General features: G+C 41.8%; 22 protein-coding genes and 1 pseudogene. 14 read left to right on the top strand and 9 right to left on the bottom strand.

The window, feature by feature from the left end:
- Nucleotides 1-118 precede the first annotated feature (118 nt).
- A complete protein-coding gene (gene add / locus NDN60_RS06440; protein WP_099947587.1) occupies nucleotides 119-1,144 on the bottom strand; it encodes an adenosine deaminase in 1,026 nt (341 codons plus the stop codon).
- A 169-nt stretch (nucleotides 1,145-1,313) separates the two neighbouring features.
- Between add and NDN60_RS06445 the strand changes: the two genes are divergently transcribed.
- Nucleotides 1,314-2,657: an NCS2 family permease gene (locus NDN60_RS06445; RefSeq protein WP_011373800.1), complete on the top strand. Its 1,344-nt coding sequence runs from the start codon at nucleotides 1,314-1,316 to the stop codon at nucleotides 2,655-2,657.
- A gap of 9 nt (nucleotides 2,658-2,666) precedes the next feature.
- A complete protein-coding gene (locus tag NDN60_RS06450; RefSeq protein ID WP_011373801.1) occupies nucleotides 2,667-4,451 on the top strand; it encodes an adenine deaminase C-terminal domain-containing protein in 1,785 nt (594 codons plus the stop codon).
- 440 nt (nucleotides 4,452-4,891) lie between these two features.
- On the opposite strand, the gene NDN60_RS06455 is transcribed toward NDN60_RS06450, so the two are convergent.
- Complete coding sequence (locus tag NDN60_RS06455; RefSeq protein WP_011373802.1) at nucleotides 4,892-5,818, bottom strand: DMT family transporter; 927 nt, start codon at nucleotides 5,816-5,818, stop codon at nucleotides 4,892-4,894.
- 178 nt (nucleotides 5,819-5,996) lie between these two features.
- Between NDN60_RS06455 and NDN60_RS06460 the strand changes: the two are divergent.
- The 3 genes and pseudogenes from NDN60_RS06460 (at nucleotide 5,997) to NDN60_RS06470 (ending at nucleotide 9,156) form a co-directional block, all read left to right on the top strand.
- Nucleotides 5,997-7,660, top strand: a pseudogene (locus NDN60_RS06460) (aryl-sulfate sulfotransferase).
- A gap of 33 nt (nucleotides 7,661-7,693) precedes the next feature.
- Nucleotides 7,694-8,236, top strand: coding sequence for a DUF1697 domain-containing protein (locus NDN60_RS06465; RefSeq protein ID WP_099947588.1), 543 nt, complete (start codon nucleotides 7,694-7,696; stop codon nucleotides 8,234-8,236).
- An 83-nt stretch (nucleotides 8,237-8,319) separates the two neighbouring features.
- Nucleotides 8,320-9,156, top strand: a complete 837-nt coding sequence (locus NDN60_RS06470) for a YitT family protein (protein ID WP_035147113.1) — start codon at nucleotides 8,320-8,322, stop codon at nucleotides 9,154-9,156.
- Between the two features lie 217 nt (nucleotides 9,157-9,373).
- On the opposite strand, the gene NDN60_RS06475 is transcribed toward NDN60_RS06470, so the two are convergent.
- Nucleotides 9,374-10,597 carry an MFS transporter gene (locus tag NDN60_RS06475; RefSeq protein ID WP_056948566.1) on the bottom strand — a complete coding sequence of 408 codons (1,224 nt, stop codon included), beginning with the start codon at nucleotides 10,595-10,597 and terminating at the stop codon, nucleotides 9,374-9,376.
- 194 nt (nucleotides 10,598-10,791) lie between these two features.
- On the opposite strand from NDN60_RS06475, the gene NDN60_RS06480 reads away from it, so the two are divergent.
- Nucleotides 10,792-12,321 carry a YfcC family protein gene (locus NDN60_RS06480; RefSeq protein WP_016264379.1) on the top strand — a complete coding sequence of 510 codons (1,530 nt, stop codon included), beginning with the start codon at nucleotides 10,792-10,794 and terminating at the stop codon, nucleotides 12,319-12,321.
- Nucleotides 12,322-12,596: 275 nt separating this feature from the next.
- On the opposite strand, the gene lepB is transcribed toward NDN60_RS06480, so the two are convergent.
- Nucleotides 12,597-13,208 (bottom strand): signal peptidase I, encoded by a 612-nt coding sequence (gene lepB / locus NDN60_RS06485; protein WP_011373809.1) that lies wholly within the window; start codon nucleotides 13,206-13,208, stop codon nucleotides 12,597-12,599.
- A gap of 84 nt (nucleotides 13,209-13,292) precedes the next feature.
- Nucleotides 13,293-13,436, bottom strand: a complete 144-nt coding sequence (locus tag NDN60_RS06490) for a hypothetical protein (RefSeq protein ID WP_011373810.1) — start codon at nucleotides 13,434-13,436, stop codon at nucleotides 13,293-13,295.
- 184 nt (nucleotides 13,437-13,620) lie between these two features.
- Between NDN60_RS06490 and NDN60_RS06495 the strand changes: the two genes are divergently transcribed.
- Genes NDN60_RS06495 through NDN60_RS06510 form a run of 4 tightly spaced genes read left to right on the top strand, consistent with a single transcriptional unit; the run spans nucleotide 13,621 to nucleotide 17,436 of the window.
- The gene (locus tag NDN60_RS06495; protein WP_056948568.1) at nucleotides 13,621-14,874 is read left to right on the top strand and encodes a carboxylate--amine ligase; all 1,254 of its coding nucleotides are present in this window, start codon (nucleotides 13,621-13,623) and stop codon (nucleotides 14,872-14,874) included.
- Between the two features lie 8 nt (nucleotides 14,875-14,882).
- Entirely contained in the window at nucleotides 14,883-15,587 is a 705-nt protein-coding gene (locus NDN60_RS06500; RefSeq protein WP_016264381.1) for an aspartate/glutamate racemase family protein, read from the top strand.
- 9 nt (nucleotides 15,588-15,596) lie between these two features.
- Nucleotides 15,597-16,304, top strand: a complete 708-nt coding sequence (locus tag NDN60_RS06505) for a 2,3-bisphosphoglycerate-dependent phosphoglycerate mutase (RefSeq protein ID WP_056948569.1) — start codon at nucleotides 15,597-15,599, stop codon at nucleotides 16,302-16,304.
- Nucleotides 16,285-17,436, top strand: coding sequence for a serine hydrolase domain-containing protein (locus NDN60_RS06510; protein WP_011373814.1), 1,152 nt, complete (start codon nucleotides 16,285-16,287; stop codon nucleotides 17,434-17,436). Before NDN60_RS06505 ends, NDN60_RS06510 begins: the two co-directional genes overlap by 20 nt.
- A 44-nt stretch (nucleotides 17,437-17,480) precedes the next feature.
- On the opposite strand, the gene NDN60_RS06515 is transcribed toward NDN60_RS06510, so the two are convergent.
- From NDN60_RS06515 to NDN60_RS06525, 3 genes are all read right to left on the bottom strand, one after another.
- Nucleotides 17,481-18,077, bottom strand: a complete 597-nt coding sequence (locus NDN60_RS06515; protein WP_011373815.1) for a VanZ family protein — start codon at nucleotides 18,075-18,077, stop codon at nucleotides 17,481-17,483.
- A gap of 25 nt (nucleotides 18,078-18,102) precedes the next feature.
- On the bottom strand, nucleotides 18,103-18,585 hold the full coding sequence (locus NDN60_RS06520) for a MarR family winged helix-turn-helix transcriptional regulator (protein WP_099947589.1): 483 nt from the start codon (nucleotides 18,583-18,585) through the stop codon (nucleotides 18,103-18,105).
- A 171-nt stretch (nucleotides 18,586-18,756) separates the two neighbouring features.
- The gene (locus NDN60_RS06525; RefSeq protein WP_011373817.1) at nucleotides 18,757-19,251 is read right to left on the bottom strand and encodes a thiol peroxidase; all 495 of its coding nucleotides are present in this window, start codon (nucleotides 19,249-19,251) and stop codon (nucleotides 18,757-18,759) included.
- Nucleotides 19,252-19,353: 102 nt separating this feature from the next.
- On the opposite strand from NDN60_RS06525, the gene NDN60_RS06530 reads away from it, so the two are divergent.
- From NDN60_RS06530 to NDN60_RS06540, 3 genes are all read left to right on the top strand, one after another.
- A complete protein-coding gene (locus NDN60_RS06530; RefSeq protein ID WP_372786907.1) occupies nucleotides 19,354-19,566 on the top strand; it encodes a hypothetical protein in 213 nt (70 codons plus the stop codon).
- A 111-nt stretch (nucleotides 19,567-19,677) separates the two neighbouring features.
- A complete protein-coding gene (locus NDN60_RS06535; protein WP_056948571.1) occupies nucleotides 19,678-20,952 on the top strand; it encodes a C40 family peptidase in 1,275 nt (424 codons plus the stop codon).
- A 95-nt stretch (nucleotides 20,953-21,047) separates the two neighbouring features.
- On the top strand, nucleotides 21,048-21,608 hold the full coding sequence (locus tag NDN60_RS06540; protein WP_011373820.1) for a guanylate kinase: 561 nt from the start codon (nucleotides 21,048-21,050) through the stop codon (nucleotides 21,606-21,608).
- A 60-nt stretch (nucleotides 21,609-21,668) separates the two neighbouring features.
- Here NDN60_RS06540 and NDN60_RS06545 read toward each other — a convergent pair whose 3' ends face one another.
- Nucleotides 21,669-21,857 carry a hypothetical protein gene (locus NDN60_RS06545; RefSeq protein WP_056948573.1) on the bottom strand — a complete coding sequence of 63 codons (189 nt, stop codon included), beginning with the start codon at nucleotides 21,855-21,857 and terminating at the stop codon, nucleotides 21,669-21,671.
- A 289-nt stretch (nucleotides 21,858-22,146) separates the two neighbouring features.
- Between NDN60_RS06545 and NDN60_RS06550 the strand changes: the two genes are divergently transcribed.
- Complete coding sequence (locus NDN60_RS06550) at nucleotides 22,147-22,575, top strand: Fur family transcriptional regulator (RefSeq protein WP_016264389.1); 429 nt, start codon at nucleotides 22,147-22,149, stop codon at nucleotides 22,573-22,575.
- Nucleotides 22,576-22,588 lie beyond the last annotated feature (13 nt).

The raw sequence follows: 22,588 nt of genomic DNA on the forward strand, positions 1-22,588 counted from the left end.
ATAATCCTGAACAACTTTCATTTTTAACTCTTTAGAATATTTGGTCAATATAAAAACCCCCGGTATTGGATTTTGGTCCAATATCGGGGGTTCACTTCAAACGCGCTTTTTGAATATCTTATTTTTGCAAGTAATCTGCGACATAAGCGTCGATTTCTGCGAGGTAGGTTTGTTTTTGGAAATCACTAATCCACGCTGTTTCAAATGAGTTCTTTGCAAACTGAACGACTTGGTCAATAGTTAAATCATTTTTAGTAGCGATGGCTTCGTAATTATCGTTGATATAGCCGCCAAAATAAGCTGGATCGTCAGAATTAATTGAGACTTTAACATTGTGATCAATCAACTCGAGAACTTCTCGATCCTTCATATCATCGGCAACGAGGCGGTTAGAAAGAGGGCAAGAGGTTAAGCCGATTTTAAGTTGTTCGACCCAGTCAACCAAGTCCGGATTTTCAACGATATTGGTACCGTGATCGAGGCGTTCAACGCGAATGATTTCGAGGGCTTGTTGAATGTGTTGGATTGAGTCCACTTGATCGATATCGGCATGCATCGTAATCCGATAACCTTGAGCAACCGCATCGCCGTATTCTCTAAGGAACTTCAATGGTGGATTGTGATGTTCATCGGAGTCTAAACCGATACCGAGAATCTTAGCTTGGTAGGGTTTGGCGATTTCTAGTAGTTGGCGCGCTGACTCTGCGGAAAGATCGCGGAGGAAACACATGATTAAGTGGGCGTCGACGTTGAAGGCACGGGCATCGACACAAGCGCGATAAAAGCCATTCACAACAGCTTCAAAAGCCACACCACGTGTCATATGAGCTTGGGGATCGAAAAATAATTCGGCGTAACGGACATTTTCTTGGTGGGCCTTTTTTAAATAAGTTAATGCCAATTGGTAGAAGTCATCTTCAGTTTGTAAAACATTCATTGCGGGGTAATAAACCGCGAGAAATGATGCAAGTGAGTTGAAGTTATAGCTTGCTTGAACTTCTTCAATCGTACTTTGGCCGATATCAACGCCATTTTTTTGCGCAAGGGCTAATTTCAATTCGGGTTCCAATGTGCCTTCCAAGTGAAGATGTAATTCTGCTTTAGGTAAACCATCAATAAAGTCACGTGTTGCCAATTGTGTCATAAAATCTGCCTCTTAATGGATTAATAACTTGGCACTAGCATAATTTAGAAAATTCGCAATTTCAAGTTAAACACGAACTATTTAATTAAATAAAATAAAATTGTTCTTGAATAATCAAATGCATTTTGGCATACTAGTGTTATTAATGATAAACGGGAGTGATTGGGAAATGGCACCAATGAAGCAATCAGGGATTCAAGCAAGCGCAGATCGCATGTTTAAGTTACAAGAATCTGGCACAACAATGAAACGCGAAATTTTCGCGGGACTGACAACGTTTGTCTCGATGGCTTATATTCTATTCGTTAATCCACAGATTTTAGGCGAAGCCGGCATGGATAAAGGCGCAGTCTTCACAGCGACCGCTCTTTCCGCAATTGTTGGTTCGTTATTAATGGCCTTTTTAGCCAATTATCCAATCGCGATTGCCCCAGGACTTGGCGATAACGCGTTTTTCACATATTCAGTCGTCATTGCGATGGGCATTTCTTGGCAGACCGCTATGGCGGGTGTCGTGGTCGCATCATTGATTTTTATGGTGATTACCTTATTCAAGGTTCGTGAATACATTATTGACGCGATTCCACATGATTTGAAACTAGCGATGGCCGCCGGAATTGGTCTGTTCATCGCGTTTGTCGGGTTACAAGGTGGCGGTTTAGTCGTTGCCAGCAAATCAACCCTCGTTCAAATGGGTTCATTCACGGTGCCAACAACTTGGCTCACGATTTTCGGTTTAGTCGTGACCGGTGTATTGATGGCTAAAAAGGTAAATGGTGCCATCTTTATTGGGATGATTGCGACCACTATTTTAGGCTTAGTGACAAAATTAATTCCATTACCAGCACAATTGATGTCAGTTGCACCAAGTATGAAACCCACGTTTGGCGTAGGGATCCAACACTTAGGTGATATCAATCAACCACAATTATGGGCAGTCGTTTTAATCTTCTTATTGGTAGCTTTCTTTGATACTGCCGGGACTTTAATCGGTTTGGCAGAACAAGCTGGCTTCATGAAAAATGGTAAAATGCCCCGCATTGGCCAAGCGTTAATGGCTGATTCTGTTTCAATGATGGCCGGTTCAGTTATGGGCACGACCCCAACAGCCGCGTATGTTGAATCATCTGCTGGGATTGCCATGGGTGGTAAGACGGGTTTAACTAGTTTGGTGGTTAGTATATTGTTCGGGTTTTCGATGTTATTCTCACCATTATTAACAGTCGTTACATCACAAGTGACCGCGCCAGTTTTAATTATCGTTGGTGTTTTAATGGCGAGCTCATTAAGTAAAATTGATTGGAGTCGCTTTGAAGTGGCGTTACCAAGTTTCTTAACGATTATTGCAATGCCATTGACTTACAACATTGCTTACGGGATTGCTTTTGGCTTCTTAGTTTACCCTGTGACAATGCTTGCTGCGGGTCGGCGCAAGGAAATTCATCCGGCCATGTACGCTTTATTCGTTGTTTTTGTTATCTTGTTGTACGTCATTAATATCTTACCGAAATAAAGGAGAACGATGATTATGTCAGATCGCTTAACGGCTTTTAAAGAATTAATTCAAGCTGGAGGTGCTAAACGGCCCGCAGACCTCATTATTAAAAATGGTCAGTTAGTCAATGTGATGACTGCCGAAATTTATCCGGCAGAAGTCGCTATTTATCAAGGTAAAATTGTAGCGGTGGATCCCGATGTTTCAGCTTATCAAGGGACTGAAACGCGTGTGATTGATGCTAAGCAACAATACATTGTACCGGGATTAATTGACGGTCACATTCATGTGGAATGTAGTAAGTTAAGTATGACTAGTTTTGCTGAAGCCGTTGTTCCACACGGCACAACCAGCATTATTTCAGGATTAGACGAATATATTTCAGTGATTGGTGTCGACGGTTTATCAGAAATCTTTAAAGAAGTTGATCAATTACCAATGCGCGTTTTCTGGGGCGCGCCATTCAAGACCCCTTACACGATTCCAGCTTCTACCATCGCTGATAATATTGATTCAACGGTCCAAGCGCAACTGCAAAAACGGTCTGACGTTTACGGCGTTTGGGAAACGGTGCGTGAAGCAGTTGAAACACTAGATGAAGATACCTTAAAAACATTATTGAATGCCCAAGATAACCACGTACCCGTTTGGGGCTGCGCGCCAATGGCAACGGGCACTAAGTTGAACGAATACTTGATGAGTGGCGTCCGGGTCGATCACGAGAGTTACGACCATCAGGAATTATTGGAAAAGGTTCGCAAAGGGATCAACGTTGTGATTCGTGAATCATCAGTGACGCATTTCTTAGCCGAAAATATTCGCGCTATCACTGAAACAAACGGTCAGATTGCACGGCATGTCAGCTTTTGTACGGATGACGTTAACGCAATGGATATCGTCAATAAAGGCCATCTCGATCATTTAGTGCGCTTGGCAATCGCGGCCGGGGTTGCGCCAATGACGGCCATCCAAATGGCAACAATCAATAGTGCTGAAGCCTACCGCATTGATGATCAAGTCGGCTTAATCGCACCAGGGCGCAATGCGGATATCTTATTGGTTTCTGATTTGGAAGCTTTTGAGATTAAACGCGTCTTGGCTAAAGGTCAACCGGTGGCAACTGACGGGCACATCAATCAAAGTATTGAACGCCCGGTTCGCCCGGCTAGTTTAGCTAACACTATTATCAGAGAGGCTGTCCAAGCCAGCGACTTTGAATATCATGTGGCAGCAGATGCAAGTCAGGTCACTGTTCAAACGATTGCCAGCGAAGGACCTTTTGTCCGCCATGCTAAGACTAAGACGTTGACGGTTGAAGACGGCATCGTCCAAATCGATCCAGCAAAAGACGTCGCATTGATTTCCGTCTTGGAACGTTTTGGTAAAAATGGCAACCAGTCACTAGGGTTCACTTCGGGTTGGACACTCAAAAAAGGTGCGATGGCTTCAACCGCTGCACCCGATGATAACAACATTATCGTGATGGGTGTTAATCCAGACGATATGGCTTTGGCGGTCAATACGTTGATCGAACGCGATGGTGGCCAAGTGGTCGTTGCTGATGGTCAGATTTTAAGTTTCTTACCACTACCAATCGCCGGGATTGTCAGCGATGTAACGCCGGCTGAATTGGCAGTTCAAGAAGAAGGCATTTTAAAAGCCAGCCAAGCTATTGGGAGTGAAGTGGTCGATCCGATGTTTTATATGACGTTCTTACCAATTACAGCGATTCCCGATTTAGCCATTACTGATTTAGGAAACGTTGATTGTAATGAATTAAGACTATTTGACCCGATATTAACAATTCAATAGGTAATAAAAAGGGATCCGACAAAATAACTTTGTCGGATCCCTTTTTTGTAATATTGAGGTGTTTATTGGTTAAACGTGTTCTGTAACCCATATCCTTCCGGTTAACCCTGAGCGCCAAATAATCGCCGAGCGATTATTCGTCCCTCTGTGTTAATCCTCGGGATAAAATCAGGGTTACGACACACTCTGATTTTAAACGTGCTTTTGCCAGTAACTTTCTGTGCTTTGCTAAACTTATCAAACCGGTGATTTCATCACCAATTCGCTAAGCTCTGCAAATGCTCAAAAGCTAACCACTGGCAATGCACTCTTTTGAAAACGTGCTTTTTGAAACTGACTTCTGCGCTTAGCGTCACTCGTCAAACAACTGCTTACAGCAGTTATTCGCCGAGCTGTGCTAATGCTCAAAGTCAAACCGTTTCAAACGCACTCTTTTTTGATTAGGCGAGTGGTTCGCCGTCCGCTTCTTGATAGCGTTGTAAGATGTAAATCGCGAGAATCACTAAGATCGCCCCGCTCATTTCAACCCAGCTGAATTTTGAGTGGAAGAAAATGATGCTGAGGATGAAGGTGATTACGGGTTGCACGGCATCTACGATACTGATTACGGTTGATGGTGCGAAATTTAAACTGTGTAATAAACAAAGATAAGCAAAAACTGTCCCGATTAAAATGACAGCTAAGATTGCAATAATCCCAGAACCATTTAAATGAGGTGGTGCTTGCCAGAATGGGCGGTTGATGTTAAATAAAATCCCACTGATAAACATCCCCCAACCAAGCACTAAAATCGGTGATTTTTCATTGACGATAGGGCGTGGTAAAACAACGTAAAACGCTGCGGTAACCCCTGATAAAATCCCCCAGATTAATGAATTAAACGGAATTGTCAATGTATGAATATTTCCTTTGGTAATTGAGAGGAAAACCCCAACTAAGGCAATCCCAAATGAAATCAAATCAATTCGGTTAGGCCACTTGCGAACAAAGGCGAGCGTTCCAATTACGATGAAAAGTGGGCTCAAGTATTGCAAAATAGTAGCCGCTGCGGCGTTCCCAGTTTGAATACTCATGAAGAAGGTGTATTGATTCCCCATAATCCCAAAAAGCGCGTAGGCGATTAACCAGGCTGTCAATCGCTTAGATTTAAAGATTGAGAAGATATCTTGTTTGAACTTAATCGCACCGATTAGTAAGAGAATTAGACCGGCACCTAAGGTTCTAACAGATAAGAACCAAGTCGCAGGGACTTTTTGCCCTTGCGAGATAAATTCGAGGATTGTCCCAGAGACGCCCCAAAGTGCAGAAGCCATGGTTGCCCAAAACATCCCTTTAGCGATATTTTGCGGCTTTAGTTGATTTGTCATTGCTTTAGCCATCCTTGTTATTTTTTAGTAAATCCATAACTATTTATTATAGGCTAAATGGGCGTGATATGCCATTTACAAAGACGAAATTTTCCGAAAATATCTCGATAATTAATCATTAAATATTCACAAAGGAAAGCTAATATACTACTAATAAACAGATTACGAGGTATTGTGTATGAAAAAACGTCTGAAACAAGGAACGATCATTCTCCTAGGAATCATCTTAGCGGGGCTGCTCCTTTTTAAATTAGTAGGAAGCTCATCGTTATTTAACAAGGATATATTGAGTACGTCTCAGATTATCAAAAACATTGGTAGTCAGACAATCAAGACGCGGCAGACGAGTCAGGAGAAATTAACCGCGACTTATAAAAAAGCACTTAACTCTGATCAATATACGAGCGCTAAGCCCTATGTTAAGGTCAATCCTTATGGGACGTCACCTCTGAGTGCGCTGGTGTTGTTTAAAACAAATACGGCGACTAAGGTCACGGTCGAAGTGGTGGGGAAAACCGCTAAGACCAGCATTAAGAGTGAAGTTGGCAAAAATTACACCAAGAGTCATACCATTTCGGTTTTAGGGCTTTATGCGAACTATCAAAATAAGGTGCGCTTAACATTAACGGATAAAGCGGGCCATAAGACGTATCAAACGATTACTGTCAAAACAGCCGCTTTACCGAAAGCAATTGCTTCGATGTCATTGAAGGTCAAAAAAGCGGATAAGACGAAGATGTCAATTGGCAATAGTAGCCTAACGTTCTTAGTGCGTTCAACACAATATCCAGTTGGGGTCGATGCGGATGGTGAAATTCGGTGGTATTCAACCAACTATGTTCAACATATTTTTAAAGTACTCAGCAACGGCCATCTTCTGTATTTAACGAAACCAGATAATAAAGATTTAGTCTACAATGATTTGTTGGAAACCGACTTTATGGGACGTGTTTATCGCGAATACCAATTCTCAACCGAAACGCGTAACAATGAATCGGCAAATGATAAAACCGAAACAACCATTATCCACCATGATGCGATTGAATTACCGAACCATAATTTATTGCTGACGGTTTCGGATGGGGGTTCAAAATACGTGGAGGATACAATGGTCGAGTTATCACGTAAAACCGGCAAAGTGGTCAAAGTGATTGATTTGAAGAAGCTTTTACCAGCTGAGCTCTATGAAACCTATAAGGCGACAAAACGTGCTGATGGCAAGTTAGATTGGTTCCACCAAAATTCAATCGACTATGATACCAGTGATGATAGCATCGTCATTTCAAGTCGCAATCAGGATTTAGTCATGAAACTAGATTACAAGACATCTAAAATTAAGTGGTTATTCAGTAGTAAATCGGCTAGCAAGTGGCCATTGAAATACCGTAAATTATTGTTGAAAGCTGCTGACAGCCAAACGGGCAACACGCCGCCACAATTTGGCCGACCGGCGAAGCGGACCAGAAGCAACTAGTGTTGTTCAACAATGATATGGCCGTTTCAAATGGCGATAAGAAGACGTCTGGCAAGTACTCCGAGGGTGTCAGCTATTTAATTGATGAACAGGATAAGACGATTAAGAAAACCTGGTCCTACGGCAAAACATTGGGTAAAACGAATTTTAGTGAAGTAATCGGCTGTACGCGTAAATTAACAAATGGCGATTACTTGATTGATTTTGGGTTTAACGATCAAGGCAAGACCAGTCGTATTGTAGAGGTCGATCCCAAAACTAATAAAGTGGTCTATAATTTGACGTTTACCAACTTTACGACAATTGGTTATGCTTATCGGGCCGAACGGTTCTCACTATATAGTCAGAATTATCAATTTAAGTTATGATGATTAGTAACTAAGTAGAAACGAGGCGCGAAGATGCAGTATATCGCATTATTACGGGGAATTAATGTTGGCGGTAAGCGAAAAGTTCAGATGAACTTGTTACGGATCGCGTTTGAAGATGCCGGGTTTACGAATGTGCGGACCTATATTAATAGTGGTAATGTGTTATTTGAAACACCAGAAACAGAGCTGGCGGAATTGGTGGCGGTTTGTGATCAATTGATGGTCACGACGTTTGGCTTTTCAGTCCGGATTGCAATTGTTACGGCTGATTCTCTAATTGCAGCTGTGGAACAAGCCCCTAATTGGTGGGGAGCAGCTGCTGGGACTTCCCATAATTTAATTGTTGCAATTGCCCCTAAGACAGCGGCTGAGCTGAGTGAACAACTTGGACCGGTTAAGGCTGATTATGAGCAGGTTGCTGTTACGGGGCAGTTTGTTTTCTGGAGTGCACCTGTTAAGACACATGGGCACACGCGCTGGGCGACAATTGTTAAAAATAAGGCACTTTACCAGTGGATTACAATCCGCAATGCCAACACCGCTCGGAAATTAGCAGCTTTAGCACAAGACTAGTTACTTAAAAGCGTCAAAGTGGCATATCATTTGATATTCGTATATACTTATGGTAACAATCCAAAAAAGAAATGAGTAAAGCGATGCGTTTATCAAATTTGAAACAGACGATGCTGCAAATGGGTTTAATCTTAATTGCGTTAGAAATAATTGCAATTGGGATCCAACTCTTCTTTGCCCCCCACGAAGTAGCAGCCGGTGGGGCAACCGGTGTGGGAATTTTATTAGAGGAATTAATGGGCTGGCGGATTTCGACGGTGGTCTTAGTGATCAACATCGGGATGCTGATCTTAGCTTATTTTCTCCTCGATAAAAAGACCACGTTAAGAATCCTCTTTGGTAGTTTTATGTTACCAGTTTGTTTGGCCATCACTCCGCAGGCGATGGTGGTTGAAGATAAACTGTTGGCGATTATTATCGGGAGTGTGGTATATGCTGCCGGAATCGCCTTGTTATATCGAATTGATGCATCTAGTGGCGGTTCAACCGTGCCACCATTAATTTTTAAGAAGTATTTTAATATCAAACCAGCATTAAGCTTGTTGGTCGTTGATTTATTAGTTTGTTTTGCCAATGTTTTTGTTTCTGGTTTTGAAACCTTTATGTTAGCAACCTGTTCATCGATTCTGACATTGATTACGATGAATTACATCGAAACAGGCCTCAACCGGAAAAAGGTGCTCTACGTGATGAGTAACGAACAGTTGGCAACTATCAAAGAACATTTGGTGGAAGAAGCTGATGTCGGTGTGACAATCTTTGACGTAACAGGTGGTTACTCTAACGAAGACAAGCAAATGTTGATGTTAGTGGTCGAAAATCAGGCCTACCAACACATCATTAATAAAATTCACGAAGTGGACCCGCTAGCGTTTACGATAGTCGGCAACATAGCAGAAGTCCGCGGCGGCAGTTTATAAAAATAAGCGTGCGTTTTAAACAATAAAAAAGGGGTTGGGACAAAATTTATTTTTGTCCCAACCCCTTTTTTGATACCCGAATTTTTATAGTCTAAACGTGTTATATAAGTCATATCCTTGTGGTTAACGCCGAATGTCAAACGATTGCTTACAGCAATCATTCGCCACTCTCTGTTAATCCTCAGGATATACCCGACTTATATAACACTTTCTTTTTTTACAGATGGTTAAAATAGCGTTCCGCTTTTAAATTTTGAACGGTGAGCATCACGACGAAGCTGATTAAATAAAGCGTCGAGATGAATAACATGACGGTTAGAATGGAATAGTGATCCAGTAACCAGCCGATAATCACGCTTGAAAATCCACCGACACAGCGACCAACGTTCATGATGACGTTATTGGCAGTTGCCCGAACTTCAGCGGGGTAGAGGCGACTAACAATCGCTCCGTAGCCGGCAAACATCCCGTTTGAAAAATAGCCAACAAGTGCGCCGACAATCAAGAGGCCGGTCATATTTTTAGGTAAGGTCAACACATAGACGCCGGCTGCAGACGCGAGTAAGAAGCTGCTAAAAGCAACGCGAGGTCCGATGCGATCGAGAATCCAACCAAAGGTTAGCATCCCGGCTGACATCCCGACAATTGTTGCGAGCATCCAGGTGGAAGAGCCAGCAACACTGAGGTGTAACTGTTGTTGCATCATTGTTGGTAACCAGTTCATTAACCCGAAGTACCCAGCGATTTGAACCACTGCCATAACCATTAAAGCTAACGTTTGATGCGTTAATTGACGCGTTTTGAAGAGGGCTTTAATTTGGCCTTTAGGTCGTGCTTGGTCGGTGTCAAAGTTGCGACTTTCGACTAAGTGATGGCGAATGAAGAAGGTGATAATCACTGGGAATAGCCCGAATAAAAATAGTGCGTGCCAACCGTATTGGGGTAATACCCAAGCGGCTAAAAGTGAGGCGGCAATCGCCCCTAATTGGCCGGCAACACCGACATATGATGAAACGCGCCCGAGTTGTTTTTTGGGAAAGCTTTCCGCAAGGACTGTCATGCCAATCCCATATTCGCCACCAGCACCAATTCCGGCTAAAAAGCGACAAAGGTAGATGAGGGTGAGTGAATTTGCGAAATACATTGCTGCAGTGGCAAAGGCGAAGATAAAAATCGTATAGGTGAACGTCTTAATGCGCCCGACGCGATCGGCTAAAACGCCAAAAAAAACGCCACCTAACAACATCCCGATATTAGTAATCGTTGCGATCAGTCCTGCTTGGGTGCCACTGAGGTGTAACTCAGCAATAATGGACGATAAGGCAAAAGACAAGAACATAACGTCCATGTTTTCGAGTCCGAACCCGGCGGTCGTTGAGGCGACCACCTTAGACTGGTAGCTTGTTAATCGATGTTGGCTGTGTGCCGTGATAGTTTTCATATTCAATTTTCCTCCAAAAAGGACGCTCTCTGTCGTCCCTTATTTTGCTTTGTGTCATTCTAGCACAGATTAAGCGCAAACCCAAGGTTAAAAAAATAGAAAGCGGTTTAAATAAAGCGGGTAATTGATTGACGACACTGTCATAATCTTCTAGTATTAGAGGTATACCAGTGATTTATAAAGGAGGAGCGACAATGGCAACGAAGAAACGACATCATTTTACTTTTCCAAGCGCCTATACGGTGATCTTATTGGTCTTATTATTAGTGATGATTTTGACCTATTTCATGCCGTCTGGGAAATACGCGAGTTTACAATATAATACCCAAAGCAATAATTTTACCATTACTAGCCCGACCGGCCGTGAATCAACGGCTCCCGGGACGCAAGCAACACTCAAGAAGTACCATGTTAATACGAGTTTAGCGAAATTTAAGGATGGCTCCGTATACAAACCCGTAGCGATTCCGAATACGTATCAACATTTGAAAAAAGCCAATACCGGCCTTTTTGGCGCGGTTAAGCAGTTCTTGAATGCGCCTATTCAAGGCTTGGCTGAAACAATCGATATTATTACCTTCGTCCTTATTTTAGGGGGAATTGTGGGCGTCGTGAATAAAACCGGGGCATTTGCTGCCGGAATGGCTGCCCTATCTAAGAAGTTAAAAGGCCGTGAAGCTTGGTTGATCGTGATTGTGACGAGTTTAATCGCACTCGGGGGGACCACTTTTGGTCTTGCTGAAGAAACGATTGCCTTTTATCCCATTTTAGTGCCCATTTTCATGGCGGCCGGCTACGATGCGCTGGTCGCAATCGCCGCGATTTATTTAGGTAGTTCAATCGGGACAATGGCGTCAACGGTGAACCCGTTCTCAGTCGTTATCGCGTCGAACACCGCCGGGATTAGTTTTACAGAAGGGATGGGCCTCAGATTAGTGATGCTCGTCATCGGAACGGCGATGTGTATCTTCTATACCATTCGCTATGCTGAAAAGGTGAAGAAGGATCCTGAAAAATCATTAATTTATAGTCAAAAAGCAGAATTAGAAGCTCATTTCTTGGGTGATCAAGAAAATAACGTCGTGCCTAAGTTTGATTTCCGGAAGAAATTAATGTTAATCATCTTTGCGGCCGGTTTTGTCATCATGGTCTTTGGCGTTAAGGAATGGGGCTGGCTCTTCAATGAAATTTCGGCCTTATTCTTAGCGATTACCTTTATCTTAGCCTTCATTTCTGGCTTGTCTGAAAAAGACTTCGTAGGTGAATTTGTGGCTGGCGCTTCTGATTTACTAGGGGTTGCCTTGGTCATCGCCCTTGCACGGGGTGTGACGATTATCATGGAACAAGCTCAGATTAGTGATACCTTACTTTTCTGGCTCAGCAATGGTGTTTCACACATGAGCGGGGTCATCTTCTCAACCGTGATGTTCTTCGTCTTCATCCTATTAGGATTCTTTATCCCATCGAGTTCCGGCTTGGCCGTCCTTTCGATGCCGGTCATGGCACCGTTGGCCGACGTGGTTGGCGTTCACCGCGACGTGATTATCAGTGCCTATAACTGGGGGCAAGGGATCATGTCATTTATCACACCAACTGGCTTGGTTTTAGCATCGTTAGCGATGGTCCATGTCACGTTCGATAAATGGTTGAAGTTTGTGCTACCATTGATGTTAGCAATCGGTCTGTTAGCTATGATTTTACTCGGCATCAGTGTTTATCTATAAAAAATAAAGAACCCGGACAAATTAATTTGTCCGGGTTCTTTTTGATATTTGAAACTGACTTCTGTGCTTAGCGTCACTCGTCAAACAACTGCCTGCAGCAGTTATTCACCGAGCTGTGCTAATGCTCAAAGTCAAACCGTTTTAAACGCACTTCTTTTTTAACGTGCTTTTGTCAGTAGCTTTCTGTGCTTTGCTAAACTTATCGAACCGGTGATTCCATCACCAATTCGCTAAGTTCTGCAAATGCTCAAAAGCTAACCACTGACAACGCACTTCTAATAGATTTTAAATTTCGTAATTGGCCAGTAGCGTAACTTAACGACCCCTTGAATCCCGTTATAAGCTGAGGCATCATCACTGATGAAGCCGACTTCTTTGTAACGGCTATCCTTAGAAACGGTCCGGTTATCACCCATGACGAAGTAGTGATGCGCTGGGACCTTCTTTTGACCTAAAACATCTTTGAGATCAAAAGTGGGACCGTTTGTTTTGGGGTTAAGTGTGAAGTAATCTGAACCAGCGAGGTAGGTTGAAAAATCAGCCTTATAGGCTTTGAGATATGGTTCGCTGACTTTTTTACCATTGATGTATAGCTGGTCGCGATCGAATCGAACGGTATCGCCAGGCATTCCGACGATTCGTTTGATATAGAATTCCCCTTTAGCATCAGGTGCTTTGAGAATGACGACATCGCCCCGTTTGAGTTTGGCGTGGCGAAGCGCGATAACGCGATCATTTTGTGTAAAGTTCGGTTGCATTGAAGGTCCAAAAACTTGTTCATTGGAAATCACGAAGGTTAATAATAACTGTGAAATACCCACCATGACAGCGGCTAATAGGACAATTTGTAATGTTGATTTCCAAAATTCTTTTGCTTTATTTGACATTTTGGCACATCCTTAAAATTCAGTACCTTCATTGTACTACAATCAAATGCTTGATGACAACAAAGTCGTATAGCTACTTAACGATTAACGGGCCATCTTATGGATGCTTTGTCGTTCTTGGCGATCAGATTGCGCCGCAGATTGATCGTTGATTGACTGGCTTGCGATTAAGTAACCGACACATACGATTCCAACTAATACTGCGAGTAGACGCGCTTTCTTTGACATAATAATCCCTCCAAGTAGATGATAAATTTAGTTTAGCATCGACAAGTGGTTCTCACCATCGAACGAACTAACGAAATTGAAGCTAGCGTGACAATTCTGTTATATTTATGAAAAGGTAAAGAGGATGTCTCTCGACAAGGCGTTCGTGGTATACTAGAGGCATTATTTCTAAGAGGTGAAAGTAATGCCAATAATTGAAGCTAATTTTACACCCGTATTACTCGGTAGTGATTTTAATGTTTATGGAATGGCACGCTCATTCTATGAATTAACAGGAAAACCCGTGCAAGCTTATGCCGGTGCTGAGCTTGCCCCAACGCGCTATACAAAAATCGTGGATGTGGATATCACACCTGGTTTCAGTGAAGATCCCGTCTTCATTGAAAAGATGCGCGACTTAATTTTAAAATATCAAACACACACAGAACCAGTGATTTTAATTGGTTGTGGTGATGGGTACGCTGAATTAATTGCTAAACATAAAACAGAATTAGAAGCAGCCTTTGTTTGTCCTTACATCGATTATGATTTATTAAAACGTTTGAATAACAAGGAAAACTTCTACCAAGTTTGTGAAGAATTCGACTTGCCTTATCCTAAGACTAAGACAATTACGCAACAAATGGTGCTTGATGGTCAAGTGGACCAACCTTTTGGCTACCCAGTGGCGTTAAAACCCGCTAACTCTGTTGAATGGTTAGATGTTCATTTTGAAGGTCGTAAAAAAGCATTCCGGATTCAATCACAAGCTGAATTCGATATGATTATTAAAAAAATCTATGACAATGGCTACACATCAGACTTGATTTTACAAGACTTCATCCCTGGAGATGACAGTCGGATGCGTGTTTTAAACGCCTATGTTGATCAAAACCACCAAGTGAAGATGATGTGTTTAGGTCATCCATTATTGGAAGATCCCGCACCATCAGCAATCGGGAATTACGTGGCGATCATGCCAGAATACAACGAAACAATCTACAAGCAAATTCAAACTTTCTTGGAAGCCATCAAGTTCACGGGTTACGCCAACTTCGATATGAAGTACGATGAACGCGATCAAACTTACAAGTTATTTGAAATCAACTTACGTCAAGGCCGGAGTAGCTTCTTCGTCACATTAAATGGTTACAACTTGGCACAATGGGTTGTTAAGGATTACGTGACTGGCGAATTGAAGGACCAAGCAACGGTTTATGCCAATAAAGATAATGATCAAGCAGCACTTTGGTTAGGTGTTTCAAAGGGTGTTTTTGAAAAATACGCGCGCGATAACGAAGATAAGACAAAGGCTTTAGCCTTAATCAAAGCGGGTCGTTATGGCACAACTTTCCAATATGCAAAAGATAACAACCCTAAACGGTGGGTATTAACACAATGGATGTTACACAATTATCGTAAGAACTTCGCACGTTATTTTAAAGAAAATAAAGGGTGATCGCGACTATGAAACAGTTTTTTACAGTGCTCGGCGGCATGGGAACGGCTGCAACCGAAAGTTATATCAGACTTCTTAATCAACGGACACCAACGACTAAAGATCAGGATTTCTTGAACTATATCGTGGTTAATCACGCGACAATTCCTGATCGGTCAACGTACTTAATGGACCACAGTCAACCAAGTCCGGAACCTGATTTATTGGAAGATATTCAACAACAAAGTCTTTTGAAACCAGCCTTTTTTGTCATTGCCTGCAACACAGCGCATTATTTTTACGACGACTTGCAAGCAGCTGCCTCAGCACCGATTGTTCATATGCCTCGGGAAACGGTCAAGAGTATTCAAACAACCTATCCAGATGCTAAACGAATCGGTATTTTGGGTACTAAAGGGACTGTGACTGATGGGATTTATGATGAAGCATTGTTAGCTGAAGGTTATGAAGTGGTGAAACCTAGTCTTGATTTGCAAGAACGGACGATGGATTTGATTTTCAATGATATCAAGGGCCAATCACAGATGAAACCTGAGAAATATCATGCTATTCTAGCGGAGATGCAAACACAATGCGACGCGATTATTTTGGGTTGTACAGAATTGTCACTGGCACAAGAATGGGCACCTGACCATGATTTTCCAGTAGTTGATTCACAATCCGTCTTAGTGGATCGGTCGATTGAATTAGGCCTTAAGTTACGTGAAAAGTGAGTTTGAAAAATGGCGAATTTAGTAATTGTTAGACACGGCGAAAGTGTCGCCAATCAACTGAAGACCTATACCGGTTGGTCGGACGTGGCGCTCACGTCAAAAGGGCGACAGCAAGCCCATCAAGTTGGCCGGCAGATAAAAGACGCTGGCTTTCAATTTAGCCACGTGCACACGTCTTTATTGAAACGGGCAATTTTGACCAGTTACATTGTTTTAGAAGAACTCGATCAATTGGCGCTACCAATGACTAAGAGTTGGCGCTTGAATGAACGACACTACGGTGCTTTGCGTGGCTTGAACAAAGACACGACGAGAACCGTTTTTGGTGTCCACCAAGTAGCGCGCTGGCGGCGCAGTTATACAGCGGTGCCGCCACTTTTAATTCGGTCATCAACTGCGCGTCGCTATCGCTTAGTGCCACGTAAGAGTCGACCACGCGGCGAAAGTTTGGCGCAAGCCACCCAACGTTTATTACCTTATTGGCAAGATCAAGTGGTGCCGGGGTTACTTGCTGGGCAAGATCAGCTAATTGTTGCGCATGGCTCGACTTTGCGTGCCTTAATTAAGGTTATTGAACAAATTTCAGATCAGGCCATTGATGGCGTGGAAGTCGCAAACGGTGAAGCGCTTTATTATCAATTTGGCACAGATTTAACAGTACTCAAGAAGGGAAGACTAGCACTAGGTAGTGAAACGGATGAAGAGAAAGAAAATTAATATTGCCTTGACGATTTGTGTTTTAGTATTAGGTGTCAGTCTGACCTTTTATTTTAGAAGACAATTTGGTCGACAGGGGCAAGCATTGGCTAATACGCAAATGCAATTGAAGTTAACCAAAAAGCAGTTAGATATTCAGCGTGCCAAAGTCAATAAAAATGATATTGATGATCGGGTGGTTAATGAATTAACGACGCCAGAGCAGGCATATTTAAAACAAGAATTATTAGATAATAATTTCAGTGGCACCATTTTAATCGTTCGCCATAATCATGTCATTTATCAAGGTGGCCGTGGTTACGCGAATAGCGAACAATTTACGACGCCCAAAACGACGTATCAAATTGGCTCGGTGCAAAAGTCACTTACTGCGGCACTCGTGATGAAGGCTGTTGAAAATGGTCAGTTGAAATTGACGGATCATCTCAGTCGCTTTTATCCACAAATTCCCAAAGCAAACCAGATTACATTACAAATGATGTTGGATATGCGTTCAGGGCTTTTTGAAACGAGCGCGCCTAAAGTTGTTCAAACTGATGCACAACGTCTCCAATTTGCAATCAAACATTTGCAGGTTAAAAAGATTGGCCAACATGCCTATTCGCCAGTCAATTATGTCTTGTTAGCGGGGCTTTTGGAGCAAGCCACACATAAAAGCTACAATGATTTGATGAAACAACAGATTATTACGCCGTTGGGGGTTCAGGCCTTTAACTTCATGCCAAACTTTTCGGATCCACAGCATGCGACGGCTTATGCCTACCAAAAAAATGGGGCATACGGTGCAGAAATTGAAGACCCGGCCTATATCTATACACGGGAACTTGGGACGGGTAATCTCTATGCGACTGCTAGCAGCTTGTATCAAGTTGAAGAGGCAATTGTGCAAGGTAAGGTCTTTAAGTCGAAGTACTTACAACAATTACGGCACACCAATAATGGCCAATATTCAGGTGGTGTTTATAATTATCGCGATTATTTCACTAGTCACGGTATTGAAGCAGGCTTTGAAAGTCATGTTCAGATGTCCCAAAATGGTGAATCAGGGATTATTTTATTATCCAACCAATATAAATCAACACCATCGTTGGTCACGATGAGTAAGCAAATTTATCAACAATTACTAGTCTAAAAAAAGAGCGCGAGACAAAAAATAACTTTTGTCCTGCGCTCTTTTTATGCGTTAGTTTTAATCGTTTGTTTGAAATGGCGGGCGCCAATCGTGAATAAAGTAAAGCCGATTAGACAACCTACCCAGTTGAGAATGATATCGCTGATAGCGAAAGTCCCTAAGTAAAAGACGTATTGAAGAATTTCAATTCCTAAAATGGTAAGCAATGCGATAATGTTGGTTTCAGTGAAATCCGCTTTTAAACTATAGAGACCGCCCAGTGGGATGAAGTAGATGACATTTAATAGGGCCTCCAGAATTGTACGGCGATCATGACTAATAAAATCAAATGGATTCAGGCTGACAGCATGGTAAACACTGGCTTTTGTGAACAATACGATGAAGAGTAGCAGGAGATAGACGCTATAAATCAAGTATCCGTAAATCGGTGAAAGGCGCTTTAAGTCCCACTGAATCCAGCCTAACCAGAGCGCGAGGGTCAAAAAGAGAATTAATAGGACGGTCGTCTTAGGAAATCTAGCCATCACACGGGTTAAGCGGGGATAACCCCAAAGTGTGGGTAAAACGATGCGATGAATGAAGGCTCTACTAAAGAGAAAAGATAAAACCCCCGCCAGAGAATATTCTAATATTTTACGCATGAGAACCTCCTAAAATAGTGCTTTTTTAAAGTTTAGTATGGTGTAAACGTTCTTTGAATTCAGCCATAAAGTCGAAATTTTGAGTATCTGATAAGGTGTGTTCTAATTTGGTGAGCAGCTGATTAAGCGTTGCTTGTTCTTCACTTGAAAGGCTGCTAAATAAGGTTTCCGTAAACTCATCGCGGCCATCAAAGGCTTCTTGGATAATCGCACGACCAGCTGGTGTGATAAAAACGTGAGTCACACGCTTGTCATGTTCATCAGATTGACGGTGAATATAGTCTTTAGCAGCCAGTTTATTGAGGCACTCTGTCAACGAAGAGGGCCGAATCGCCAACGTTTGAGCAAGCGTGCTTTGCATTTGCCCATTTTGTTGATGGAGTAGTTTTAAAATGCGAATTTGACTGACAGATTTATGGTGCGATGAAAATTGCATACCGTAATAATGGCGATAGTGGTGAATGACTTTATTAAAGGTCTGAAAAAGATCGTTGCTAAGTGTCGTCATTGCGACTCCTTCAAGTTTAAATTTAAGTAACTGGTATAGGTATAATACGCCAAGCATCAAGGTAAAGCAATATTGTTCAACCTATCACATCGCTCACGTGATAGGTTGAACAATCAGGCTAATAAAAAAACCACGACCAACATTGGTGTGGCTTTGAGCGGATTCACTTAATTAGTGAGCTGATTTTAAAAATTCGAGTGCCGCTGCATAATTTGGTTCGTCAGTTTGTTCAACGATTAATTCTTCGTAGCTGATTGTGCCATCTGCTTCGACAATCATAATTGACCGTTGCAACGTATTATTGCTAGGAACGTATAAATTGAGGGCTTTACCGAAGCTCAAGGCTTCATCGGAGAGGAGTTGCATCAGTTGAACACCTTCAGCGGCACACCAGGCTTGTTGTTGTTCAACGGTATTCGTTGAAACGGTGTAGAAGTTGATATCTGTAAATTGATCAATTGCTTGATTAAAGTGTTTTGTTTGAATGCTGCAAACACGTGTATTGATATCTGGCACAATGCTAATCAATGTTCGTTTGCCCAGTAATTGTTGGGTTGTGCGTGTTTGGTGATCTGCATCAACCAATTCAAAAGCGGGTAATTGCTCACCGACTTTAGGTGGTGTCCCAATTGTCTCGAGTGGTTGATCATGTCTTGTAATTTGCATCTTAAAACCCCATTTCCTAGAAGATGGTTTCATTTTAAGCTGAAAGCGATTGAAACACAATTAAACAGGCTTATGATAAGCTTAATTAAAATGAATGATGAGGTGGTTATTTTGGAAACTAAAAAAATTCAGGCGCTCTATGCCAAAAAGATGTTTAATCAAATTGTCAAAGAGGTGAATGTTAAGCCGTTATCCTATGAAGTAGTTGACGCAAACGGAGATGAAACTGCCGTCTTAATTGGTCAGACGCAATGGGCGCAAATTCAGCAATTGTTAGTGATTAAAAACATTGATATAGCAGACATCGACTCGTGATAGTAATTTAATTGTAACAGTCCTGTAACAGTCAGATGATACACTGATAAACGGATAAGAAATATGGACGGTATTAAGTAGTTAATTATATTAAAAACAGGAGTGGACAAAGTGAAAAAATTAGGTAAGTTAATGGTCAGTGCGTTAGCGATGTTATCAATCAGTGCACCAATTGCGATGAGCGTGGGTGTTGTTAGTGCCGATTCAGTAACAGATACAAAGGCTGCCATTACGAAAACTAGTGCTGAAAATGCCGCTTTGTTAACGAAATTAAACGATGCTCAAAATAAAGTGTCAGAAATCAATAGCCAAGTTTCTAACAAGGTCATTGCCATTGATGATGCTAAAGCAAATATCAAGTCAACTGATCAACAAATCGTTGCACTTGATCAATCAATTGAAAAAGCTAAAGCTGAAGTGCAAGCCCGTAAGAGCGTGATGAAGAAGCAAGCTGTTTCACTTCAAAAAGAAGCGGGTAACAGCGTCTCAGGGAACGTCTATGTTGATTTTATCGTCAATAGTGATAACTTCTCAGATATGATGAGTCGTGCGTCAGTTGTTGGTAAGTTAAACCAAGCCAGCAAAGAAGCAATGACAGCTGTTAGTGATTCAGAAAGTACATTGGCAACTTTAAAAACAACGCAAGAAACTAAAAAGGCAGATTTAGTTAAAACTAAATCACAATTAGAAGCTGATCAAGCTAAATTAGTGACTTTAAAAGATGACGCTGAAAAAGAACAAAAGCGTTTTGAAACAGAAGTTGAAGGTCATAAAACACAATTAGCTAACTTACAAAGCCAATTGGATTCACAAACGGCAGCCGCTGTTGAAGCCGCTAAACAACAAGCGGAAGCAGACAAAGCCGCTAAAGCTGAAGCACCAAAAACGGCAACAAAATCAGAATCAACATCAAGCGATATTAAGAACGAATCATCAGACAAAGCTAAGATAGAATCAGTTTTAAACAATAATACTGGTGCAACAACACCAAGTAACAACAGTAACTCAGCCTCAAAAGCAACAACAAAGCCAGTTGCTAACACAGGTTCATTAGTGTCAAACGCACTACAATTTATTGGTACACCATATGCATGGGGTGGTGCACAACCTGGTGGCTTTGATTGTTCAGGTTTAGTGATGTATGCAGCTAAGATGGCTGGTATCAGCTTACCACGGACATCACAAGAACAAAGCAAGCTTGGGACACAAGTGTCATTATCAGAATTACAACCTGGCGACCTTGTTTTCTGGGGTGGCGTTGGTTCAGCACATCATGTTGGAATTTACATCGGTAACGGTTCATACGTTCATGCACCGGCACCTGGTCAAAGCGTAACAACCATGTCAATGCAATATTACAAACCTGACTTTGGTCGTCGGATTTAGTTAAGCAATTAATATTAAACAGAAAAAAGTTTGGCTCTCCCTGAGAAGGAAGGGTCAAACTTTTTTAGTTAAAATAGATGAGAAGTGGGATAAAAATGGTAGAAAAACAGTTATTAGTGATTACAGGCGCCACCGGTAGTGGTAAAACAACGGTTAGTCATTGGTTAACCGAAATGTATCAGATTCCCCAAGTCGTAACCCATACGACGCGGCCTAAACGGCATAACGAAGTCGATGGTGTGGATTACTATTTCGAGACTGAGTCATCGCTTGCACAGAAGCATTTAATCGAATCAGTGACTTATTCAGGCTATCATTATGGTTCTTCACATGAAGCGCTTGAGCTAGCTTGGGCGAAGTCCCCATTGATCAGTTTAGTGGTTGATACCAAAGGGGCTCAGACCTATCTGGAAACCTTTGGCAAACAAGTAACCGTCTTATTTTTAACGGTCTCGGAAGCAACAGCTTTAATTAGTCGCTTAGAAAAGCGTAATGATTCACCAGAAGCAATCCAAAAACGTCTTGCGAGTGCGGAATTTAAACGGGATTTAATGGTTTCAGGACCGTTACATGATCAAGCACAGATTATTGTGAATGATGACTGGCAAGAAACGCAAAAGACATTGACGACAATTATTGAACAGTTACGTCAATAACAAAAAAGGGAAGTCCGACAAAACGTTGTTTTGTCAGGCTTCCCTTTTAACGATTAGTGCTTAAGCAAGTTGTCGCTTGTTTGCACGGTTAGGTTGTTTCACTTTAAATGTTAATTTTTGGACAGCTTGTTCAATTGTAATACCACTTGCACTGATTTTTTCATTGTTCGTTGCAGTTGCGATAAATTTTTGAGTTTGCGTATCAAGTGAAACATGATACCAATTATTAGTTTTGTTTTGTAATTGCATAATTAAAATCTCCCTTCAAATAACTAAAACACTGGTAGAAGGCCAATGAAGACGGTTTCCTAAAAACCATCTGAGTATTATCATAACGCTTGACCGGGTTAATTGCAACTATTTTTACTCGAGTTTGATTAAAATTTGTTAAAAGGGGAAATTGTTTTTCGTCACGGACCATTATAAGAGCGTATAATAATAGTGTGTAGCAATTAAACCATTTAAAACTAAAATGACGACGATTAATGCTATAATCAGTTATTCTGAATAGTAGGTATTAAGAAAGGAACCGATTAAAATGAGTGAAATGACGACGGCGCTGGCCGTTTTAAAAGCAAACGGATTTAAGATCACAAAGCAACGTCGCGAAATGTTGACTTATTTAGCGCAGTACGAAAATCATTACATCCCAGTGACCCAAATTGACGATCATATGCGGGCGATTTTCCCAGGGATGAGTCATGATACCATTTATCGCAATATTAAAGACTTTGAGCAGCTCGGTTTAGTGGAGCAACAAACTGAAGGCGAACAAGCTCATGTGAAGTATCAGTGTGATTTTGAACATCGTCACCATCATCACTTTATTTGCCGTAACTGTGGCAAGGTGATTGAGTTGAAGATGTGTCCACTGGATTTCTTCAGTGATCAACTCCCCAACTGCCAAGTTGAAGGACATCAATTTGAGTTATACGGTCTTTGTGAAGACTGTCAAGAAAATGAATAGATAGGAAGGAAGA

The organism is Latilactobacillus sp. (assembly GCF_033176295.1).
Classification (GTDB): Bacteria; Bacillota; Bacilli; order Lactobacillales; family Lactobacillaceae; genus Latilactobacillus; species Latilactobacillus sakei.